The sequence below is a fragment of the Clostridium sp. CTA-17 genome, from assembly GCF_054767895.1.
This window is the reverse complement of sequence record NZ_BAAABF010000003.1, coordinates 80,661-96,603: the sequence shown is the minus strand read 5'-3', so window position 1 is coordinate 96,603 and position 15,943 is coordinate 80,661. Positions and strand designations below refer to the sequence as shown.

Here is a 15,943-nt window from a genome sequence, read left to right as displayed (position 1 = left end):
AAAGTGAGAAAAACTACGAGAGACAGGGTTATAAAAATTACTATTATTTTTGTTGTAATATGCTTTTTAGCAACTTTATTACCGATTATGTTTATGTAAGGATAGGAGTGAATATATGTTTTTAAAATCTCTTGAAATAAGGGGATTTAAATCATTTGCTGATAAAACAGAATTAAATTTTAAAAAAGGAATAACGGCTATAGTTGGGCCTAATGGAAGTGGAAAAAGTAATGTATCAGATAGCGTAAGATGGGTTTTAGGGGAGCAAAGTGCTAAAACCTTAAGAGGAGCTAAGATGGAAGATGTAATCTTTACTGGTACAGAATATAGAAAGCCTATAGGATATGCACAGGTTTCTTTAACTTTAGACAATTCTTCAGGGGAACTCCCTCTAGATTATTTAGATGTAAAAGTTACTAGAAAATTATTCCGTTCTGGAGAAAGCGAATATTTAATAAATAATTCTCCTTGTAGATTAAAAGATGTTGTAAACCTATTTATGGATACAGGAATAGGAAAAGAAGGGTATTCGCTTATTGGTCAAGGTAAAATAGATAGTATTCTAAGTGGTAAGCCGGAAGATAGAAGAGCTATTCTAGAGGAAGCTGCAGGTATTGTAAAGTTTAAGTCTAGAAAGGTTGAAGCTGAGAAAAAGTTAAAGAATACGGAAGAAAACTTAGTTAGAATAAATGATATAATTTTTACTTATGAAGAAAGATTAGGGCCTTTAGAAGAGGAAAAAAATAAAGCTTTAAGATATTTAGAGCTTTCAAATGAATTAAAACACAAAGAAATATCATCTATTATGAGTGAATTACATAATATTGATGGGGTTATATTAAAGCAAAAAGAAAAGATAAAAGATTTAATAGCTTTTAATGATAAGCAAAAAGAAAAGTATAAAGAAGAAAGAGAGAAAATGTTTGCTTTAAAGGAAGAGTTAGACTCTTTAGAAGGCAGCCATTCTAAAAAGCAAGAAGAGTATTTTGCTAAAAAGGAAGAAATAAATAAAAGCTTAGGAAAAGTAAATCTTTTAAATGAAAGAATTAAAAATATAGATGAATTAATTCTTAAAAACAAAGAAGAGTTAGAAGAAAATAAGAAAAAATTAAATGCCTTAATGAAGGAAAAACACTCTATAGAGAAGGATTTTAATTCAAATAAAAATAAGTTTGAAAAAGAATTAGAAGAAATTAATACCTTAGAAAAAGACGTTAATGAACTTAACTTAAAATTTATTTCTAAGGAAAAAGAAATTAAAAAGATAAAAGATGAGGAATTAGAACTTTTAAAAAAGGTTTCTTTATCTAAAAATAAAATGACAATGTTAGAGAGTGAATTGAGTAATATAAATGAAAAATTTGATTCATCAAAAAGCAAACAAGTAAATTATGATAATTCATTAAAAATTAATTTAGCAACTAATTTAAATCTTCAAAAAGAGCTTCAAATTATAGAAGAAGAAAAGAATGATAAAGAAAGAGAATTAAGGGAAAAAGAAGAAGAGTTTAGAGAAGGCTTAAAAGTTATTAGGGAAACTCAAGGTAAACTTAATCAAATTTTATCAAAGGTAAATAAGATTGAAGCTAATAAAGAAATGCTAAAAAAATTAGAAAATCAATATGAAGGATACAACCTTTCAGTAAAGAAAATAATGGCTAGTGTAGATGCTGGACGTGTAAAAATAAATAAAAACAAATGCAAAGTTTTAGGAGAGGTTGTGGAAACTAAGGCTGGATATGAAACTGCCATTGAAGTAGCCTTAGGTGGAAGTATTTCTAATATTATAACTGAAGATGAGGAAGTTGCAAAAATACTTATTAATCATCTTAGAGAAAATAAGTTAGGAAGAGCTACATTCTTACCATTATCAATAATAAGAGGTAAGAAGTTAGAACTTAGCAAAAATATAGTTGAAAGTGAAGGATTCTTAGGAATAGCTTCAGATTTAGTAAATTTTAAAGAAGTTTATAGCAATGTTATAAATTATGTATTAGGTAAAACAATAATATGTGATAATATAGATAATGCTATAAAAATTGCTAAAATGCTTAATTATAGACATAAGATTGTTACCTTGTCTGGTGAGGTTGTAAATGCAGGTGGAGCACTTACAGGTGGTAGCCTTTATCAAAAAAACACAGGTATAATGTCTAGAAAAAATGAAGTTAAAGCTTTAGAGGATGAATTAGTTAGAGTAAAAAATGAAGAGCACATACTAACTAAAGAATTGGAAAAGTTAAATAGGGATCAAGAAGAGTTAAGCATAAAAAAACAAGAAATTATAGATAAAATATATGAAAAGAATTTAGAGTTAGCAGACTTAAATAACAAGATTAAAAATGTTAATGATGAAACTTTTAAAATAAAAAATTCTATAAAATCTTTAGAATTAGAGCTTAAGGATATTGATTCAAGAAAGATTAAGATAGTTAAAGAAATTGAAATTGTTAATGAAAAGATTAGTCAATTTGAAAACAAAGAAGTAACTAATTCAGAAAAGGTAAAAGAATTAGATAAGAAACGTGAAGAACTTTCAAAAACTCTTTCTAAATATAAAGATAAGCTGACTAATATGAAAATAAACAAAGCTAAACTTCAAGAAGTTATTGAGGGAAGAGAAAAGGAAGCTAATAGAATAAATTCTTCTATAGAAGAAGTGGAAAATAAACTTATAAATATTACTAAGTACTTAGAAGAGATAAAAGCTAATAAGGAAGAAAGTAAAAAAGAAATAGTTTTATGTGAAAAGTTCATAAAAGAAGAGGAAGTAAATATAATTACTCTTGAAGAGAACTTTAAATCCTTTGAACTTAAAAAAGGTAAGTTAAAAGAGACCATAAGCTCTGCTGAGAATATCTTAGAAGTTCTTTCAGTTGAAATAGCTAAAAAGGAAGAAGAAGTTCATAAAAATGATATAACTTATACAAAACAAGAAAATGAAAAAAATACCTTAAACAAAAGACTTCTAGAAGAATTTAATACAAGTTTTGAAGAAGAGAAAAATAGATTTAAGCCTATTGAAGATATGAATTCTCATAAGTCAAGAATATCAACTCTTAAAGCTAGAATAACTGGTTTAGGAAATGTAAATGTAAATGCTATTGAAGAATTTAAAGAAATATCTGAGAAGTATAATTTTATGACAACAGAAAGAGATGATTTAGAAAAGGCTAAGGAAGAACTTTTAAATGTTATAGAAGAAATGACATCTAAGATGAGAGTAGTCTTTAGACAAAATTTTAATATCTTAAATAAGCTATTCGATGAAACTTTTAAAGAATTATTTAAAGGTGGTAGTGCAAAGCTTGTTTTAGGTGAGGGTGACGAACTTACAGGAAATATAGACATAAATGTTCAACCACCAGGAAAGAAGCTTCAGAATATTAATCTTATGTCTGGAGGAGAGAAGGTCTTATCTGCTATAGCCTTATTATTCTCCATATTAAAGATGAAACCTACACCATTCTGTATTTTAGATGAAATTGAGGCTGCCTTAGATGATGCCAATGTAAGAAGATATGCAGAGTTTTTAGGTAAGTTTAGAGATAATACTCAGTTTATAGTAATAACACATAGAAAAGGTACTATGGAAGCTGCTGATGTTATGTATGGAGTTACTATGGAAGAGAAAGGTATATCTAAAATTGTTTCAGTAGACTTGGACAAATAGAGGAGGACAAAAAATGTTTGGAAAATTATTTGATAAATTAAAAACTGGATTAACAAAAACAAGAGATAACTTAACAGATAAAATAAATGAGGCTTTAAATTTAGCTGTAACTATAGACGACGATATGTATGAGGAGCTTGAAGAAGCACTTATAATGTCAGATATAGGAATGGATACTACTGTTGAAATAATTGATAGATTAAAAGCTAAAATAAGAAAAGAAAAAATAAATGATGTTGAAATGGTTAAACCAGCCTTAAAGGAAGTTATTGCAGAAATGATGCTAGAAGGAGACTCTGAAGAGGAAGAAGAGGATAACGAAAAGAAGGTTATGCTTATAATAGGGGTTAACGGAGTAGGTAAGACTACTTCAATAGGTAAGATAGCTGCTAGAAATAAAAATAATGGTAAAAAAGTTCTATTAGCCGCTGCAGATACCTTTAGAGCAGCTGCCATAGATCAATTAGATATATGGAGTCAAAGAGCTAATGTAGATATAGTTAAGCATCAAGAAGGATCAGATCCTGCGGCAGTAGTTTTTGATGCCGTACAGGCTGCTAAAGCTAGGGATGTAGATTTATTAATATGTGATACGGCAGGAAGACTTCATAACAAGAAAAATCTTATGGATGAGTTAGCTAAAATAAATAGAATAATAGATAGAGAATTAGGAGATAGAAAAAAAGAAACTCTTCTAGTATTAGATGGTACAACAGGCCAGAATGCAGTTATACAAGCAAAACAATTTATGGAGGCTTGTCCTATTGATGGAATAATATTAACTAAGTTAGATGGAACAGCTAAGGGTGGAGTTGTTATATCTATTAAAAATACTTTAAATATACCAGTTAAATATATTGGTGTTGGAGAAGGTGTAGAGGATTTACAAAAATTCAATGCTAAGGAATTTGCAGAAGCATTATTATAAGAAAAAAATAAAAAAATATTTAGAAAAATTATTAATCATAAATGAATAGATAGTAATTTATATAAGTAATCATCAGGTTTTTAAGCATAATTATCAAAAAAATAAGTGTTAAGTGAAAATACTTGACACTTATAAAATTATTTGTTATTATCTTATTCGTGAGCAAGGTGGTTATATGGAAAATAGATTTGAAATATCAATGTTAATAGATTACTATGGAACATTGCTTACGGAAAAGCAGTTTAATGTTATGACCCTTTATTACAATGAAGATTTGTCACTAGCAGAGATTGCTGAAATTAATAAAACCAGTAGGCAAGCAATTTATGATTTAATCAAAAGATGTTGTAAGCAACTTCATTCTTATGATGAAAAACTTAAATTATCAAAAAAAATTGATAAAAGGTATAGAATTAAAGAAGAGCTTATGGCAGAATTAAATAAGAACTCTAATTTAGATGAAGATATAAAAAAATATATAGATGAGAAATTAGAGGAAATTATAAACGCTTAGGAGGGTTAAGCATGGCTTTTGATGGATTAGCGTCTAAATTACAAGACACGCTTAAAAAATTAAAGGGTAAAGGTAAGCTAACAGAAAAAGATATAAAAGAAGCCATGAGAGAAGTAAAGCTTGCGCTTTTAGAGGCAGATGTTAACTTCAAGGTGGTAAAAAAGTTTATATCAAATGTTAAAGATAAATGTGTTGGTGAGGAAGTATTAAATAGTTTAACTCCAGGTCAACAGGTTATTAAAATAGTTAATGACGAACTAACAACTCTTATGGGAGAGACTGAGAGTAAATTAAAATACTCAGACAATGGACCAACAGTGTTCATGTTAGTAGGTCTTCAAGGTGCAGGTAAAACAACTATGGCTGGAAAACTTGCATTGCACTTAAGAAAGAAAAACAAAAAGCCATTACTTGTGGCTTGTGATATATATAGACCTGCAGCCATAAAGCAATTACAGGTTGTAGGAAAACAAATAGATATACCAGTATTCTCAATGGGAGATAAGGTTAAGGCTGTAGATATTGCCAAAGCCGCAATAGAGCATGCAAAAGACAATGGAAATAACGTTGTTATAATAGATACCGCTGGTAGACTTCATATAGATGAAGATTTAATGCAAGAGTTAAAAGATGTTAAAGAAGTTTCAAATCCTAGTGAAATATTATTAGTAGTTGATGCTATGACAGGTCAAGATGCTGTTAATGTAGCAGAGACATTTAATAACTCATTAGATCTTTCAGGAATAATACTAACAAAGTTAGATGGTGATACAAGAGGTGGTGCTGCTCTTTCCATAAGAGACATTACTGGTAAGCCAATTAAATTTGTTGGTGTTGGTGAAAAGATGAGTGATATTGAAGTATTCCATCCAGATAGAATGGCTTCAAGAATATTAGGAATGGGAGATGTCCTTTCTTTAATAGAAAAAGCTCAGCAAGCTATTGACCAAGATGAAGCAAGTAAGTTAAGTGAAAAAATGTTAAATCAAGAATTTAACTTTGATGACTACTTATCAGCTATGGATCAAATGAAAAAGCTTGGACCTATAAATAAATTGATAGAGATGATTCCAGGTGTTAACACAAAGGAACTTGAAGGTATTGATTTTTCTCAAGGAGAAAAACAAATGTCTACAGTTAAGGCAATCATACAATCAATGACAGCTAAAGAAAGAAAACAACCTTCTTTAGTAATAGGAAATGGTTCAAGAAAGAGAAGAATAGCTAAAGGTTCTGGTACAACAGTACAAGAAGTAAATAAAGTCTTAAAAGGCTATGAAATGATGAAAAAGCAAATGAAGCAAATGAAATCATTCCAAAAAAATGTTAGTAAAAAGGGATTTTTAAGTAAACTTCCTTTTATGAAATAAATTGAACACACTTTTGAAGGAGGTGAAAATGTAATGGCAGTTAAAATAAGATTAAGAAGAATGGGTGCTCACAAAGCTCCTTTCTACAGAGTAGTTGTTGCTGATTCAAGAAGTCCAAGAGACGGAAGATTCATCGAAGAAATAGGATACTACAACCCAATCGCTAAGCCAGAAGCTGAAGTTAAAATAGACGCTGAAAAGGCTGCTAAGTGGTTAGGAAATGGTGCACAACCAACTGATATAGTTAAAAAATTATTCAACCAAGCTGGTATAAAATAGTTTTCCTAGGGGGTGAATCTACTTATTTTTAAGTAGGAATAATATGAAGGAATTAGTTGAAATAATTGCTAAGTCACTAGTAGATAAACCTGAGGATGTTCATGTAAATGAGACCTTAGGAGAGGAATCAATCATATTAGAACTAAAGGTATCACCTGAAGATATGGGAAAAGTTATTGGAAAGCAAGGTAGAATTGCCAAAGCTATCAGAACAGTAGTGAAAGCTGCTGCAATTAAAGAAAATAAAAAAGTTGTAGTAGAAATCATTTAAAAAGAGTTAGGGGAATACCTAACTCTTATTTTATATACAGAAAAGGGGTGTAATAATGGAAGATTTATTAGTAGTTGGTCAAATAATAAACACTCATGGTTTAAGAGGTGAAATGAAAGTTATGCCTTTAACTGAAGATATGAGAAGATTTGACTATTTAGAATATGTTATCTTAAAAGGAAAAAAGGTTAAAGTAGAGGGCGTAAAATACTTTAAGGATAAAGTTATACTTAAATTAGAAGGAATAAATTCAATAGAGGAAGCTGAAAAATTAAAGAGAACTTATTTAGAAATAGAACGTGAAGATGCTATAGAGCTTGAAGAAGATGAATATTTCATAGTTGATTTAGTTGGATGTACTGTTGTTGATACAGAAGGATTTGAGTATGGAAAAATCAAAGATGTAATCCAAACTCCAAGTAATGATGTTTATTGGGTTCAAGGAAAGAAGGAAGTATTAGTTCCAGTATTAAAGGATATAGTTTTAGATATTAATATGGATGAAAAATTAATTACTATAAGACCTTCTGGAGAGTGGCAATATGAAGATTAATATTCTTACATTGTTCCCAGAGATGTTTGATATATTTAAACATAGCATAATAGGAAGAGCTAGGGAAAATGGTTTTCTACATATAGAGACGGTAAATATAAGAGATTATACTTTAAATAAGCATAAAAAGGTAGATGATTATCCTTATGGGGGAGGAGCAGGAATGGTTATGACTCCTCAGCCTGTTGTAGATGCTATAAAGGCTGTTAAAGAAAAAAATAAGGGTAAAGTTATATTTTTAGGACCAAGAGGTAAAACTTTTAATCAAGAAATGGCTAAGGAACTTTCTAAGGAGGAAGAATTAGTTTTTGTCTGTGGACATTATGAAGGTATAGACCAAAGAGTTTATAAATATTTTGATTTAGAAATTTCTCTTGGAGATTTTGTGTTAACAGGTGGAGAAATGGCATGTATTCCAGTTATTGATAGCATATCTAGATTAGTGCCAGGTGTTTTAGGAAGTGAAGAGAGTTTCCAAGATGAAAGTTATTATGATGGGACTTTAGAATATCCACAATACACAAGACCTTTTGAATTTGAAGGAGAGAAAGTTCCAGAGGTTCTTATGTCAGGTCATCACGAAAATATAAGAAAGTGGAGAAGAAAACAATCACTTCTTATAACTAAGGAAAGAAGACCAGATATGTTTGAAAAAATTAAACTTTCAAAAGAAGACATAAAATTGTTAAAATCAAAATAAATATATTGATTAAAGAATACAAGTATGATAGAATAAACTTCGTGCTAGTACCGGCGGTCCTCTGTCACAGAGTGTGTTAAGAACGTCAAAATTTTAGAAGATATCAAGGAGGAATGCACAATGAACGAAATCATAAGAGCAATCGAAAAAGAACAAATCAGAGAAGATTTAACTCAATTCAACATAGGTGACACTATAAAAGTTCACGTTAGAATTAAAGAAGGTAACAGAGAAAGAATCCAAGTATTCGAAGGAACTGTTATCAAAAAACAAAACGGTGGATTAAGAGAAACTTTCACAGTAAGAAGAGTTGCTTACGGTGTAGGTGTTGAAAGAACTTTCCCAATAAATGCTCCAATCATCGATAAGATTGATGTTGTAAGAAGAGGTAAAGTAAGAAGAGCTAAATTATTCTACTTAAGAGACAGAGTAGGTAAAGCTGCTAAAGTTAAAGAGTTAACTAGATAATTTAAACATAAACTGGGACTAGTGAATAGTCCCATTTTTTGTTTGTATAAAAATATTAGAATTTTACTTTAAACAATATTGATTTAATTTGTTTAAGATAATATATTGAATATAACCTAAAATAAAAAATGGAAGGGTGATTTATTATGGCAATAAACTGGTTCCCTGGCCATATGGTCAAAACGAAAAGAGAAATACAGAACAATTTAAAGCTTGTAGATGCCGTTATAGAAATTAGAGATGCTAGAATACCTAAATCTTCTAAAAATCCAGATATAGACACTCTATGTGCTGGTAAGCCTAGAGTAATACTTTTAAATAAGAGTGATTTAACTGATCCTAAGGTAACTAAAGCTTGGAAAGAGAGCTTAACTAATGATGAAACAATTGTTTTAGAAGTAAACGCTTTAAAAGGTGAAGGATTAAATTCTATAAAACCTGCTCTTTTAAAACTTTTAAAAGAAAAACATGATAGATTAAAAGCTAAAGGTTTAGCTAAAATAACTACTAGAGCTATGGTTGTTGGAATTCCTAATGTTGGTAAATCAACGTTTATAAATAAAATGGCTAAAAACAATATAGCTAAAACTGGAGATAGACCTGGCGTTACTAAGAATAAACAATGGATAAAAACTAAGTTAGGTATAGAATTAATGGATACACCAGGAGTTTTATGGCCTAAATTTGAGGATGAGATTGTTGGATTAAATTTAGCATTTACTGGAGCTATAAAAGACGAAATAATGGATACTGAAGAATTAGCTCTTAAACTAGTTGAAAGACTTCAAGAAACAAATCCAGAAGAATTAATGACTAGATATAAACTTACAGAACTTCAAGAAAATCCATTAGATAATTTAGATGCTATAGCTAGAAAAAGAGGAGCTATAATGGCAGGTAATCAAATAGATTACAATAGAATTGCAGGAATAATTTTAGATGAATTTAGAGGCGGAAAAATAGGAAAAATATCTTTAGAAAAACCAGAATAGGAAGTAGGGTTTATTATGGATAATTTAATAAAAGATATGAGAGAAAATTTAAATTCATACTCTTTTAAAGTAGTAAGTGATTTAGTGAAAGAGTTAGAGGTAAATAGAGACAACAAAGCTCAAATAAAAGAACTTGCTGACTTATTAAAAGAGGATAAAAGAAAAAATGTATCATCTTTAGGAAATAGATTAGAGAAAAACCTAAATAATCTTATTAAAGAAGAAGAAAGAGTTAAAAATATGTATCTTTTTGATAAGAGTTTTGGTGATTATAAGTATGTAGCTGGAGTTGATGAGGTTGGAAGAGGACCTTTAGCAGGTCCCATAGTTTCAGCAGCGGTAATATTAGATTCTAGTGATTTAGATGATATAATTCTTTACATAAATGACTCAAAAAAATTATCAGAACATAAAAGAGAAGAATTAAGTGAAATCATAAAAGAAAAAGCTTTAAGTTATTCTATTTCAATGTGTGATAGCAAGGAAATAGATGAAAAAGGCATAGGATACTGTAATAATGAAGTATTCATAAAAGCTTGTGAAGGACTAAGCATAAAGCCAGATTTAGTTCTTTCAGATGGATATTTAATAAAGAACTTTAATGGAGAAAATAAGCATGTTATAAAAGGTGATACAAAAAGTGCTTGTATAGCCTGTGCTTCAATAATTGCAAAAGTTTATAGAGATAATATTATGAAGGAATATCATAAAAAATATCCACAATATGATTTTGAAAAAAATGTTGGTTATGGAACTAAGACTCATGTAGATGCTTTAAAAGAAGTAGGGCCTACAGAAATTCATAGAATGAGTTTTTTAAAGAATATTCTATAGTTATACCCTAAAAGCATCTTTTAAAAAGTTTAATTCATACTTTGAACTATCAATATGAAAGTTAATTTCAATAACATCAAATCTAATATAATAATTGTAGAGTTTTTTTATATGTAGATAGTATTTTGCTGCATTTATTATTCTACGTTGTTTAGAGCAGGTTACTGATTCTTTTGGATTACCAAAGGAGTTAGAAAACCTGCTTTTTACTTCTATAAAAGAAATTATTTCATCTCTAATAGCTATAATATCAATTTCTCCAGAGGAACAATTAAAGTTTTTTTCTAAGATTGAATATCCCTCTTTTTCTAAGAATTTTGCGCTTAAATCCTCCCCGTAGAAACCTATAGATTTATTATATTTTTTCATTTAAATCACCTCTACTGAATTTTTAACACTTAAGTACAAGTTTAAACATTTTAAAATTTTAATGATTAAAAAATTTTTTGGTGGTTAGTATGATTTTTGAAAGTATATCTTTTAAAGAAGGTGATTTGTATGTCTATAAGTTTGAAAAGTTCAACTTTAATAGGAATAGAAGGTGTAATTGTTAATATAGAAGTTGATATAAGCAAGGGGTTGCCAAGTTTTACTTTGGTAGGCTTAGCCGATACTTCCGTTAGAGAAGCTAAGGAGAGAGTAAGAGCAGCTATTTTAAATAGTGGTTATGAATTTCCTTTAGGGAGAATAACAGTAAATTTAGCTCCAGGTAATTTAAGAAAGGTAGGAACTGGATTTGATCTTCCTATAGCTTTAGCTATATTAATTGAGAGTGGTCAAATTCAACGGGAGATTTTAGAGAATACGGTTTATTTAGGAGAATTATCTTTAGATGGCCATATTAGATCTGTTAATGGAGCTTTGTGTTCTATTATATCTGGTGTTGAAAATAACAATGATAAGTTTATTATACCAATTGATAATTTAAGAGAATGTTCTTGTGTTGATAATATTAATTTATATGGTTTCTCTCATTTAAAAGAAGTGGTTGGATTTTTAACTTATAGAGATGTGCTACCTTATAAAAGAGAAGAGGAAATTTGTGCGTTGAAGGAAGATAATTCTTTTAATGAGATTTGTGGTCAAGAAAGTGCGAAGAGAGCTATGATAATTGCAGCGGCTGGAAGTCATAATGTTATATTGCAAGGACCTCCGGGATCAGGTAAAACAATGCTTGCTAAGGGGGTTAGATCTTTATTGCCAGAATTAAATAAAAAAGAAATATTAGAGACAACAAGGATATATAGTGTTTCAGGACTTTTAAATAATACTAAAGGAAAAATTGAAAGGCCATTTAGAAATCCACATCATACTGCAACAAGGGTATCCTTAATAGGTGGAGGAAGAGATTTAAGGGTAGGAGAAGTTACCTTAGCTCACAATGGTATTTTGTTTTTAGATGAACTTTTAGAGTTTGATAGAAGAACCTTAGAATGTTTAAGAGAGCCTATGGAAAATGGAGAGATAACCATATCTAGGAATGTAGGAAGTGTAACATATCCAGCAGAAGTCATGCTTATAGGAGCTTTTAATCCATGTCCATGTGGAAATTACTTAAGTGGTTATGAAGGAAGAATATGTACTTGTAGTGAATATGAACGGATTAAATATAGAAATAGACTTTCTAAGGCTATGTTAGATAGAATAGATATTTTTACTTCTGTTAGATATGCCTCTTATAATGAACTTAATTCAAATAATAAAAAAGAAAATTTAGAGGATATAAGAAATAAGATTAAGGAAGCAAGAGAAAGACAAAAATTTAGGTTTAAAGAATTAGAAATAACTTATAATTCTCAGATGAAACATAGTCATATTCAAAGTTTAATAAGATTAGATAAAGAATGTCATGAAGTTTTAAATAATATATACACAAGATTTTCTTTAAGCAGCAGGGCTTTAGATAGAATTATAAAATTATCTAGAACCATAGCAGATATGGATGGCAGTGAAGATATTAAAAAAAGCAATATTTATGAAGCTCTTAATTATAGAAAAAATTTAGAGGGAGAGGTTATATAAATGAAAGAAGTTGATTTAAATTATAAAATATGGTTTGGAAGTTTAAAGATTTCAAACAATATAAAAATAGAGCTTTTAAATCAATTAGGAAATGAAGAAAATATATACATACATAGAAAGGATATAGAGGAAACTGGAATTAAATGCGCTAGTAAATTTAAAAATGATATTAACATTGATTTGAATAGTAGGGTAATTAATGATATAAATAAGAAAGACTATAAAATAGTAACATATTTAGATAAAGACTATCCTAAAAGACTTAAAAATATAGATGAACCTCCCTATATTCTTTTTTATAAGGGAGATTTAGAAAGAGCTGAAGATACCAATGTTGCCATTGTTGGATCAAGAAAATGTGATCCATATGGGAAAAGATGTGCAAGTCTTATAGCTTCAGGGCTAGGAAAAGCAGGTGTTGGAATAGTAAGCGGTGGAGCCTTTGGGGTGGATACTGAAGCACATAAAAAGTGTGTTGAAGAAAATTTTTATAATGTTGCCGTTTTTGGTTGTGGAATAAATTTAGATTATCCTGTCTATAATAGAGAATTGTATAAAAAAATAATTAAAAATGGATGTATAATTAGTGAATTTTTTCCTGATACACCACCTCTTAGATATAATTTCCCTCAAAGGAATAGAATAATAAGTGGATTATCTGAAGCTGTTATAGTGGTTCAGGCTGGAGAAAAAAGTGGATCTTTAATAACTGCAAATTATGCTATAAATCAAGGAAAAGATGTTTTTGCAGTGCCTGGAGATGTGTTTTCTTCTCAGAGTAAAGGTTGCAATAATCTTATAAAAGATGGAGCAGGCATATTTACTAATATAGGTGATTTATTAAATTCAATACCTTTTAAAATAAAAAAAGAAGGAAAATGTAATAAAGATGGCAAAAAAGAGGAAAATTCAGAGATTAACCAGTTGCTTTTAAGCATATTAGAGAATAATATTCTACATATAGACGATATTATAAGAGTAACAAATATTGACACATCTATCATATATGAGTTATTATGTGAATTGCAATTTGAAAATAAAATAGAAGTTATACCAGGAGATTATTATACAAAAATAATATGATAGTTTGAGGGGGTGAACACTCTGGATTTAATTCAGAGTTTACGATGGGTCAAAAATTAGTAATTGTTGAGTCACCAGCTAAAGCCAAGACAATAGAAAAATATTTAGGTAAAAATTATGTAGTCGAAGCTTCCATGGGACATGTAAGAGATTTGCCAAAAAGCCAATTAGGCGTTGATATAGAAAATGAATATAATCCTAAATATATAACAATAAGAGGAAAAGGTGAACTTTTAAGCAAACTTAGAAAGTTAGCTAAAAAAAGTGATAAGATATACCTTGCAACTGACCCTGATAGAGAAGGGGAAGCTATATCTTGGCACTTAGCTAATGTGCTTAAGATAGATGAAAACGAGAATTGTAGAATAGAATTTAATGAAATAACAAAGGATGCAGTTAAAAATTCAATAAAGCATCCAAGAAAAATAAATTGTAATTTAGTAGATGCTCAGCAAGCAAGAAGAGTGTTAGACAGATTGGTTGGATATGAAATAAGTCCACTTCTATGGAGAAATGTAAAATGGGGATTGAGTGCTGGAAGGGTTCAGTCAGCAGCATTAAAACTTATATGTGATAGAGAAGAAGAAATAAAGAAGTTCAATCCAGAAGAGTATTGGACTGTTGATGTAAAACTTAAAAAAGGAAAGAAGTCTTTCCCTGTTAAGTTAACAACTAAAAATAAGAAAAAGATAGAAATAAAAAATAAAGAACAAGCAGATCAAATAATAGATGAACTTAAAGAAAATGAATATATAGTAAGCAAGATAAAAAAAGGAACTAAGAATAAAAATCCTTTAGCTCCATTTACTACAAGTACTCTTCAACAAGAGGCAAGTAAAAAGCTTAACTTTATGACAAAGAAAACAATGTCAGTAGCTCAACAACTTTATGAAGGGGTTGAGGTTAAGAAGTTTGGAACTGTAGGTCTAATAACTTATATGAGAACTGATTCTGTTAGAATATCAAAAGAAGCTCAAGAGAAAGCTCTTAACTTTATAGATGAAACATATGGAAAAGAATATGTTCCAGAGGAGCCAAGAGTATATAAAGGAAAGAAAAATATACAAGATGCTCACGAAGCTATAAGACCTACATATGTTGAAATAACACCAGAGATTGCTAAGGCAAACTTAAGTAATGATCAATATAAGTTATATACTTTAATATGGAAAAGATTCATAGCAAGCCAAATGGCTACATGTGTATTAAATACAAATAGCTTAGAGATTAAAAATGGTGATTATACATTAAGAGCTAGTGGATCCACTATAAAATTTGATGGTTTCATGAAAGTTTATGAGTATATATCAGGAGAAGAGGAAGAATCAGTACTTTTACCTGAATTAGAAGAAAATGAAGTTTTAAAAGAAGAATCAATTGAAGGTAAACAACATTTTACTCAACCACCTGCTAGATATTCAGAGGCCGCTTTCGTTAAGCTTTTAGAGGAAAAAGGTATTGGAAGACCAAGTACTTATGTTCCAACAATATCTACATTAATAAGTAGAAAATATGTAGATAGAGAGAAAAAGATTCTTATACCTACAGAATTAGGCTTTATAGTAAATGATATACTTTCAAATTATTTCAAGCAGATAGTTGATACTGACTTTACTGCAGAAATGGAAGTTAAACTTGATAATGTTGAAGCTGGAAAAGAAAGTTGGACTCATATAGTAGATGAATTCTTTACTCCATTAAAGGAAGATATAGAAAAGGCAGAAAAAGAGATATCTAAGGTTATTATAGAAGATAAAGTCAGTGATGTACCTTGTGATAAATGTGGAAGACTTATGGTTATTAAGCATGGAAGATTTGGAGATTTCTTAGCTTGTCCTGGATATCCAGAATGTCAAAACACAAAACCTATAGTTGAAGAGGTTGATGCAAACTGTCCATTATGTGGAGGAAAGATTTTAGTTAAGAGAAGTAAAAAGGGAAACAGATTCTATGGATGTAGTAATTATCCAGAGTGTAATTTCGTAAGTTGGTATGAGCCAACAAATGAAAAATGCCCAGAATGTGGTTCATATATGGTTAAGAGATACTCTAAGAGTAAAGGTGAATATTTACAGTGTAGCGATAAAGAATGTAAATATGAAAAAATAATTGAAAAAAATAATGATGAAAATAACTCAGAAAAGTAGTTTTTAGTCCTTATCTGCACCAGTATTACTGGTTGAAATGAAGTATTTACTATGTTAATATTTAAATAATGAGTTTATTATAAGAATATTTTAAAAATTCTGAAATTTA

Annotated in this window: 16 protein-coding genes; 15 read left to right on the top strand and 1 reads right to left on the bottom strand. The window is 29.4% G+C overall.

The window, feature by feature from the left end:
- Nucleotides 1–3 precede the first annotated feature (3 nt).
- From ACYUCG_RS06950 to ACYUCG_RS06895, 12 genes are all read left to right on the top strand, one after another.
- Nucleotides 4–99, top strand: a complete 96-nt coding sequence (locus ACYUCG_RS06950; RefSeq protein WP_100066302.1) for a DUF4044 domain-containing protein — start codon at nt 4–6, stop codon at nt 97–99.
- A gap of 16 nt (nt 100–115) precedes the next feature.
- Nucleotides 116–3,673: a chromosome segregation protein SMC gene (gene smc / locus ACYUCG_RS06945; protein WP_460268355.1), complete on the top strand. Its 3,558-nt coding sequence runs from the start codon at nt 116–118 to the stop codon at nt 3,671–3,673.
- Between the two features lie 13 nt (nt 3,674–3,686).
- Nucleotides 3,687–4,601, top strand: coding sequence for a signal recognition particle-docking protein FtsY (gene ftsY, locus ACYUCG_RS06940; protein WP_003466435.1), 915 nt, complete (start codon nt 3,687–3,689; stop codon nt 4,599–4,601).
- Between the two features lie 175 nt (nt 4,602–4,776).
- On the top strand, nt 4,777–5,115 hold the full coding sequence (locus ACYUCG_RS06935; protein WP_003458448.1) for a putative DNA-binding protein: 339 nt from the start codon (nt 4,777–4,779) through the stop codon (nt 5,113–5,115).
- A gap of 11 nt (nt 5,116–5,126) precedes the next feature.
- Entirely contained in the window at nt 5,127–6,485 is a 1,359-nt protein-coding gene (gene ffh, locus ACYUCG_RS06930; protein ID WP_460268354.1) for a signal recognition particle protein, read from the top strand.
- 33 nt (nt 6,486–6,518) lie between these two features.
- Entirely contained in the window at nt 6,519–6,764 is a 246-nt protein-coding gene (gene rpsP / locus ACYUCG_RS06925; RefSeq protein ID WP_003458442.1) for a 30S ribosomal protein S16, read from the top strand.
- 43 nt (nt 6,765–6,807) lie between these two features.
- Nucleotides 6,808–7,035, top strand: a complete 228-nt coding sequence (locus tag ACYUCG_RS06920) for a KH domain-containing protein (protein ID WP_003471644.1) — start codon at nt 6,808–6,810, stop codon at nt 7,033–7,035.
- A 55-nt stretch (nt 7,036–7,090) separates the two neighbouring features.
- On the top strand, nt 7,091–7,588 hold the full coding sequence (rimM, locus tag ACYUCG_RS06915; protein ID WP_003458412.1) for a ribosome maturation factor RimM: 498 nt from the start codon (nt 7,091–7,093) through the stop codon (nt 7,586–7,588).
- On the top strand, nt 7,578–8,288 hold the full coding sequence (trmD, locus tag ACYUCG_RS06910; RefSeq protein ID WP_164787738.1) for a tRNA (guanosine(37)-N1)-methyltransferase TrmD: 711 nt from the start codon (nt 7,578–7,580) through the stop codon (nt 8,286–8,288). The genes rimM and trmD overlap by 11 nt, the downstream gene beginning before the upstream one ends.
- A 120-nt stretch (nt 8,289–8,408) precedes the next feature.
- A complete protein-coding gene (gene rplS / locus ACYUCG_RS06905; protein WP_003449446.1) occupies nt 8,409–8,756 on the top strand; it encodes a 50S ribosomal protein L19 in 348 nt (115 codons plus the stop codon).
- A gap of 146 nt (nt 8,757–8,902) precedes the next feature.
- Nucleotides 8,903–9,748: a ribosome biogenesis GTPase YlqF gene (ylqF, locus tag ACYUCG_RS06900; RefSeq protein WP_415318887.1), complete on the top strand. Its 846-nt coding sequence runs from the start codon at nt 8,903–8,905 to the stop codon at nt 9,746–9,748.
- Between the two features lie 15 nt (nt 9,749–9,763).
- A complete protein-coding gene (locus ACYUCG_RS06895; RefSeq protein WP_060794435.1) occupies nt 9,764–10,582 on the top strand; it encodes a ribonuclease HII in 819 nt (272 codons plus the stop codon).
- On the opposite strand, the gene ACYUCG_RS06890 is transcribed toward ACYUCG_RS06895, so the two are convergent.
- Nucleotides 10,583–10,951, bottom strand: coding sequence for a YraN family protein (locus tag ACYUCG_RS06890; RefSeq protein ID WP_283677860.1), 369 nt, complete (start codon nt 10,949–10,951; stop codon nt 10,583–10,585). It abuts the gene before it with no gap.
- Between the two features lie 129 nt (nt 10,952–11,080).
- On the opposite strand from ACYUCG_RS06890, the gene ACYUCG_RS06885 reads away from it, so the two are divergent.
- The 3 genes from ACYUCG_RS06885 to topA are packed head-to-tail and all read left to right on the top strand — an operon-like array spanning nt 11,081 to nt 15,834.
- Nucleotides 11,081–12,604 carry a YifB family Mg chelatase-like AAA ATPase gene (locus ACYUCG_RS06885; protein WP_460268351.1) on the top strand — a complete coding sequence of 508 codons (1,524 nt, stop codon included), beginning with the start codon at nt 11,081–11,083 and terminating at the stop codon, nt 12,602–12,604.
- Nucleotides 12,605–13,687, top strand: coding sequence for a DNA-processing protein DprA (dprA, locus tag ACYUCG_RS06880; RefSeq protein ID WP_060670730.1), 1,083 nt, complete (start codon nt 12,605–12,607; stop codon nt 13,685–13,687). It begins immediately after the preceding gene.
- A 44-nt stretch (nt 13,688–13,731) separates the two neighbouring features.
- Nucleotides 13,732–15,834 carry a type I DNA topoisomerase gene (gene topA, locus ACYUCG_RS06875; protein ID WP_060794431.1) on the top strand — a complete coding sequence of 701 codons (2,103 nt, stop codon included), beginning with the start codon at nt 13,732–13,734 and terminating at the stop codon, nt 15,832–15,834.
- The last annotated feature ends 109 nt before the right edge of the window (nt 15,835–15,943 follow it).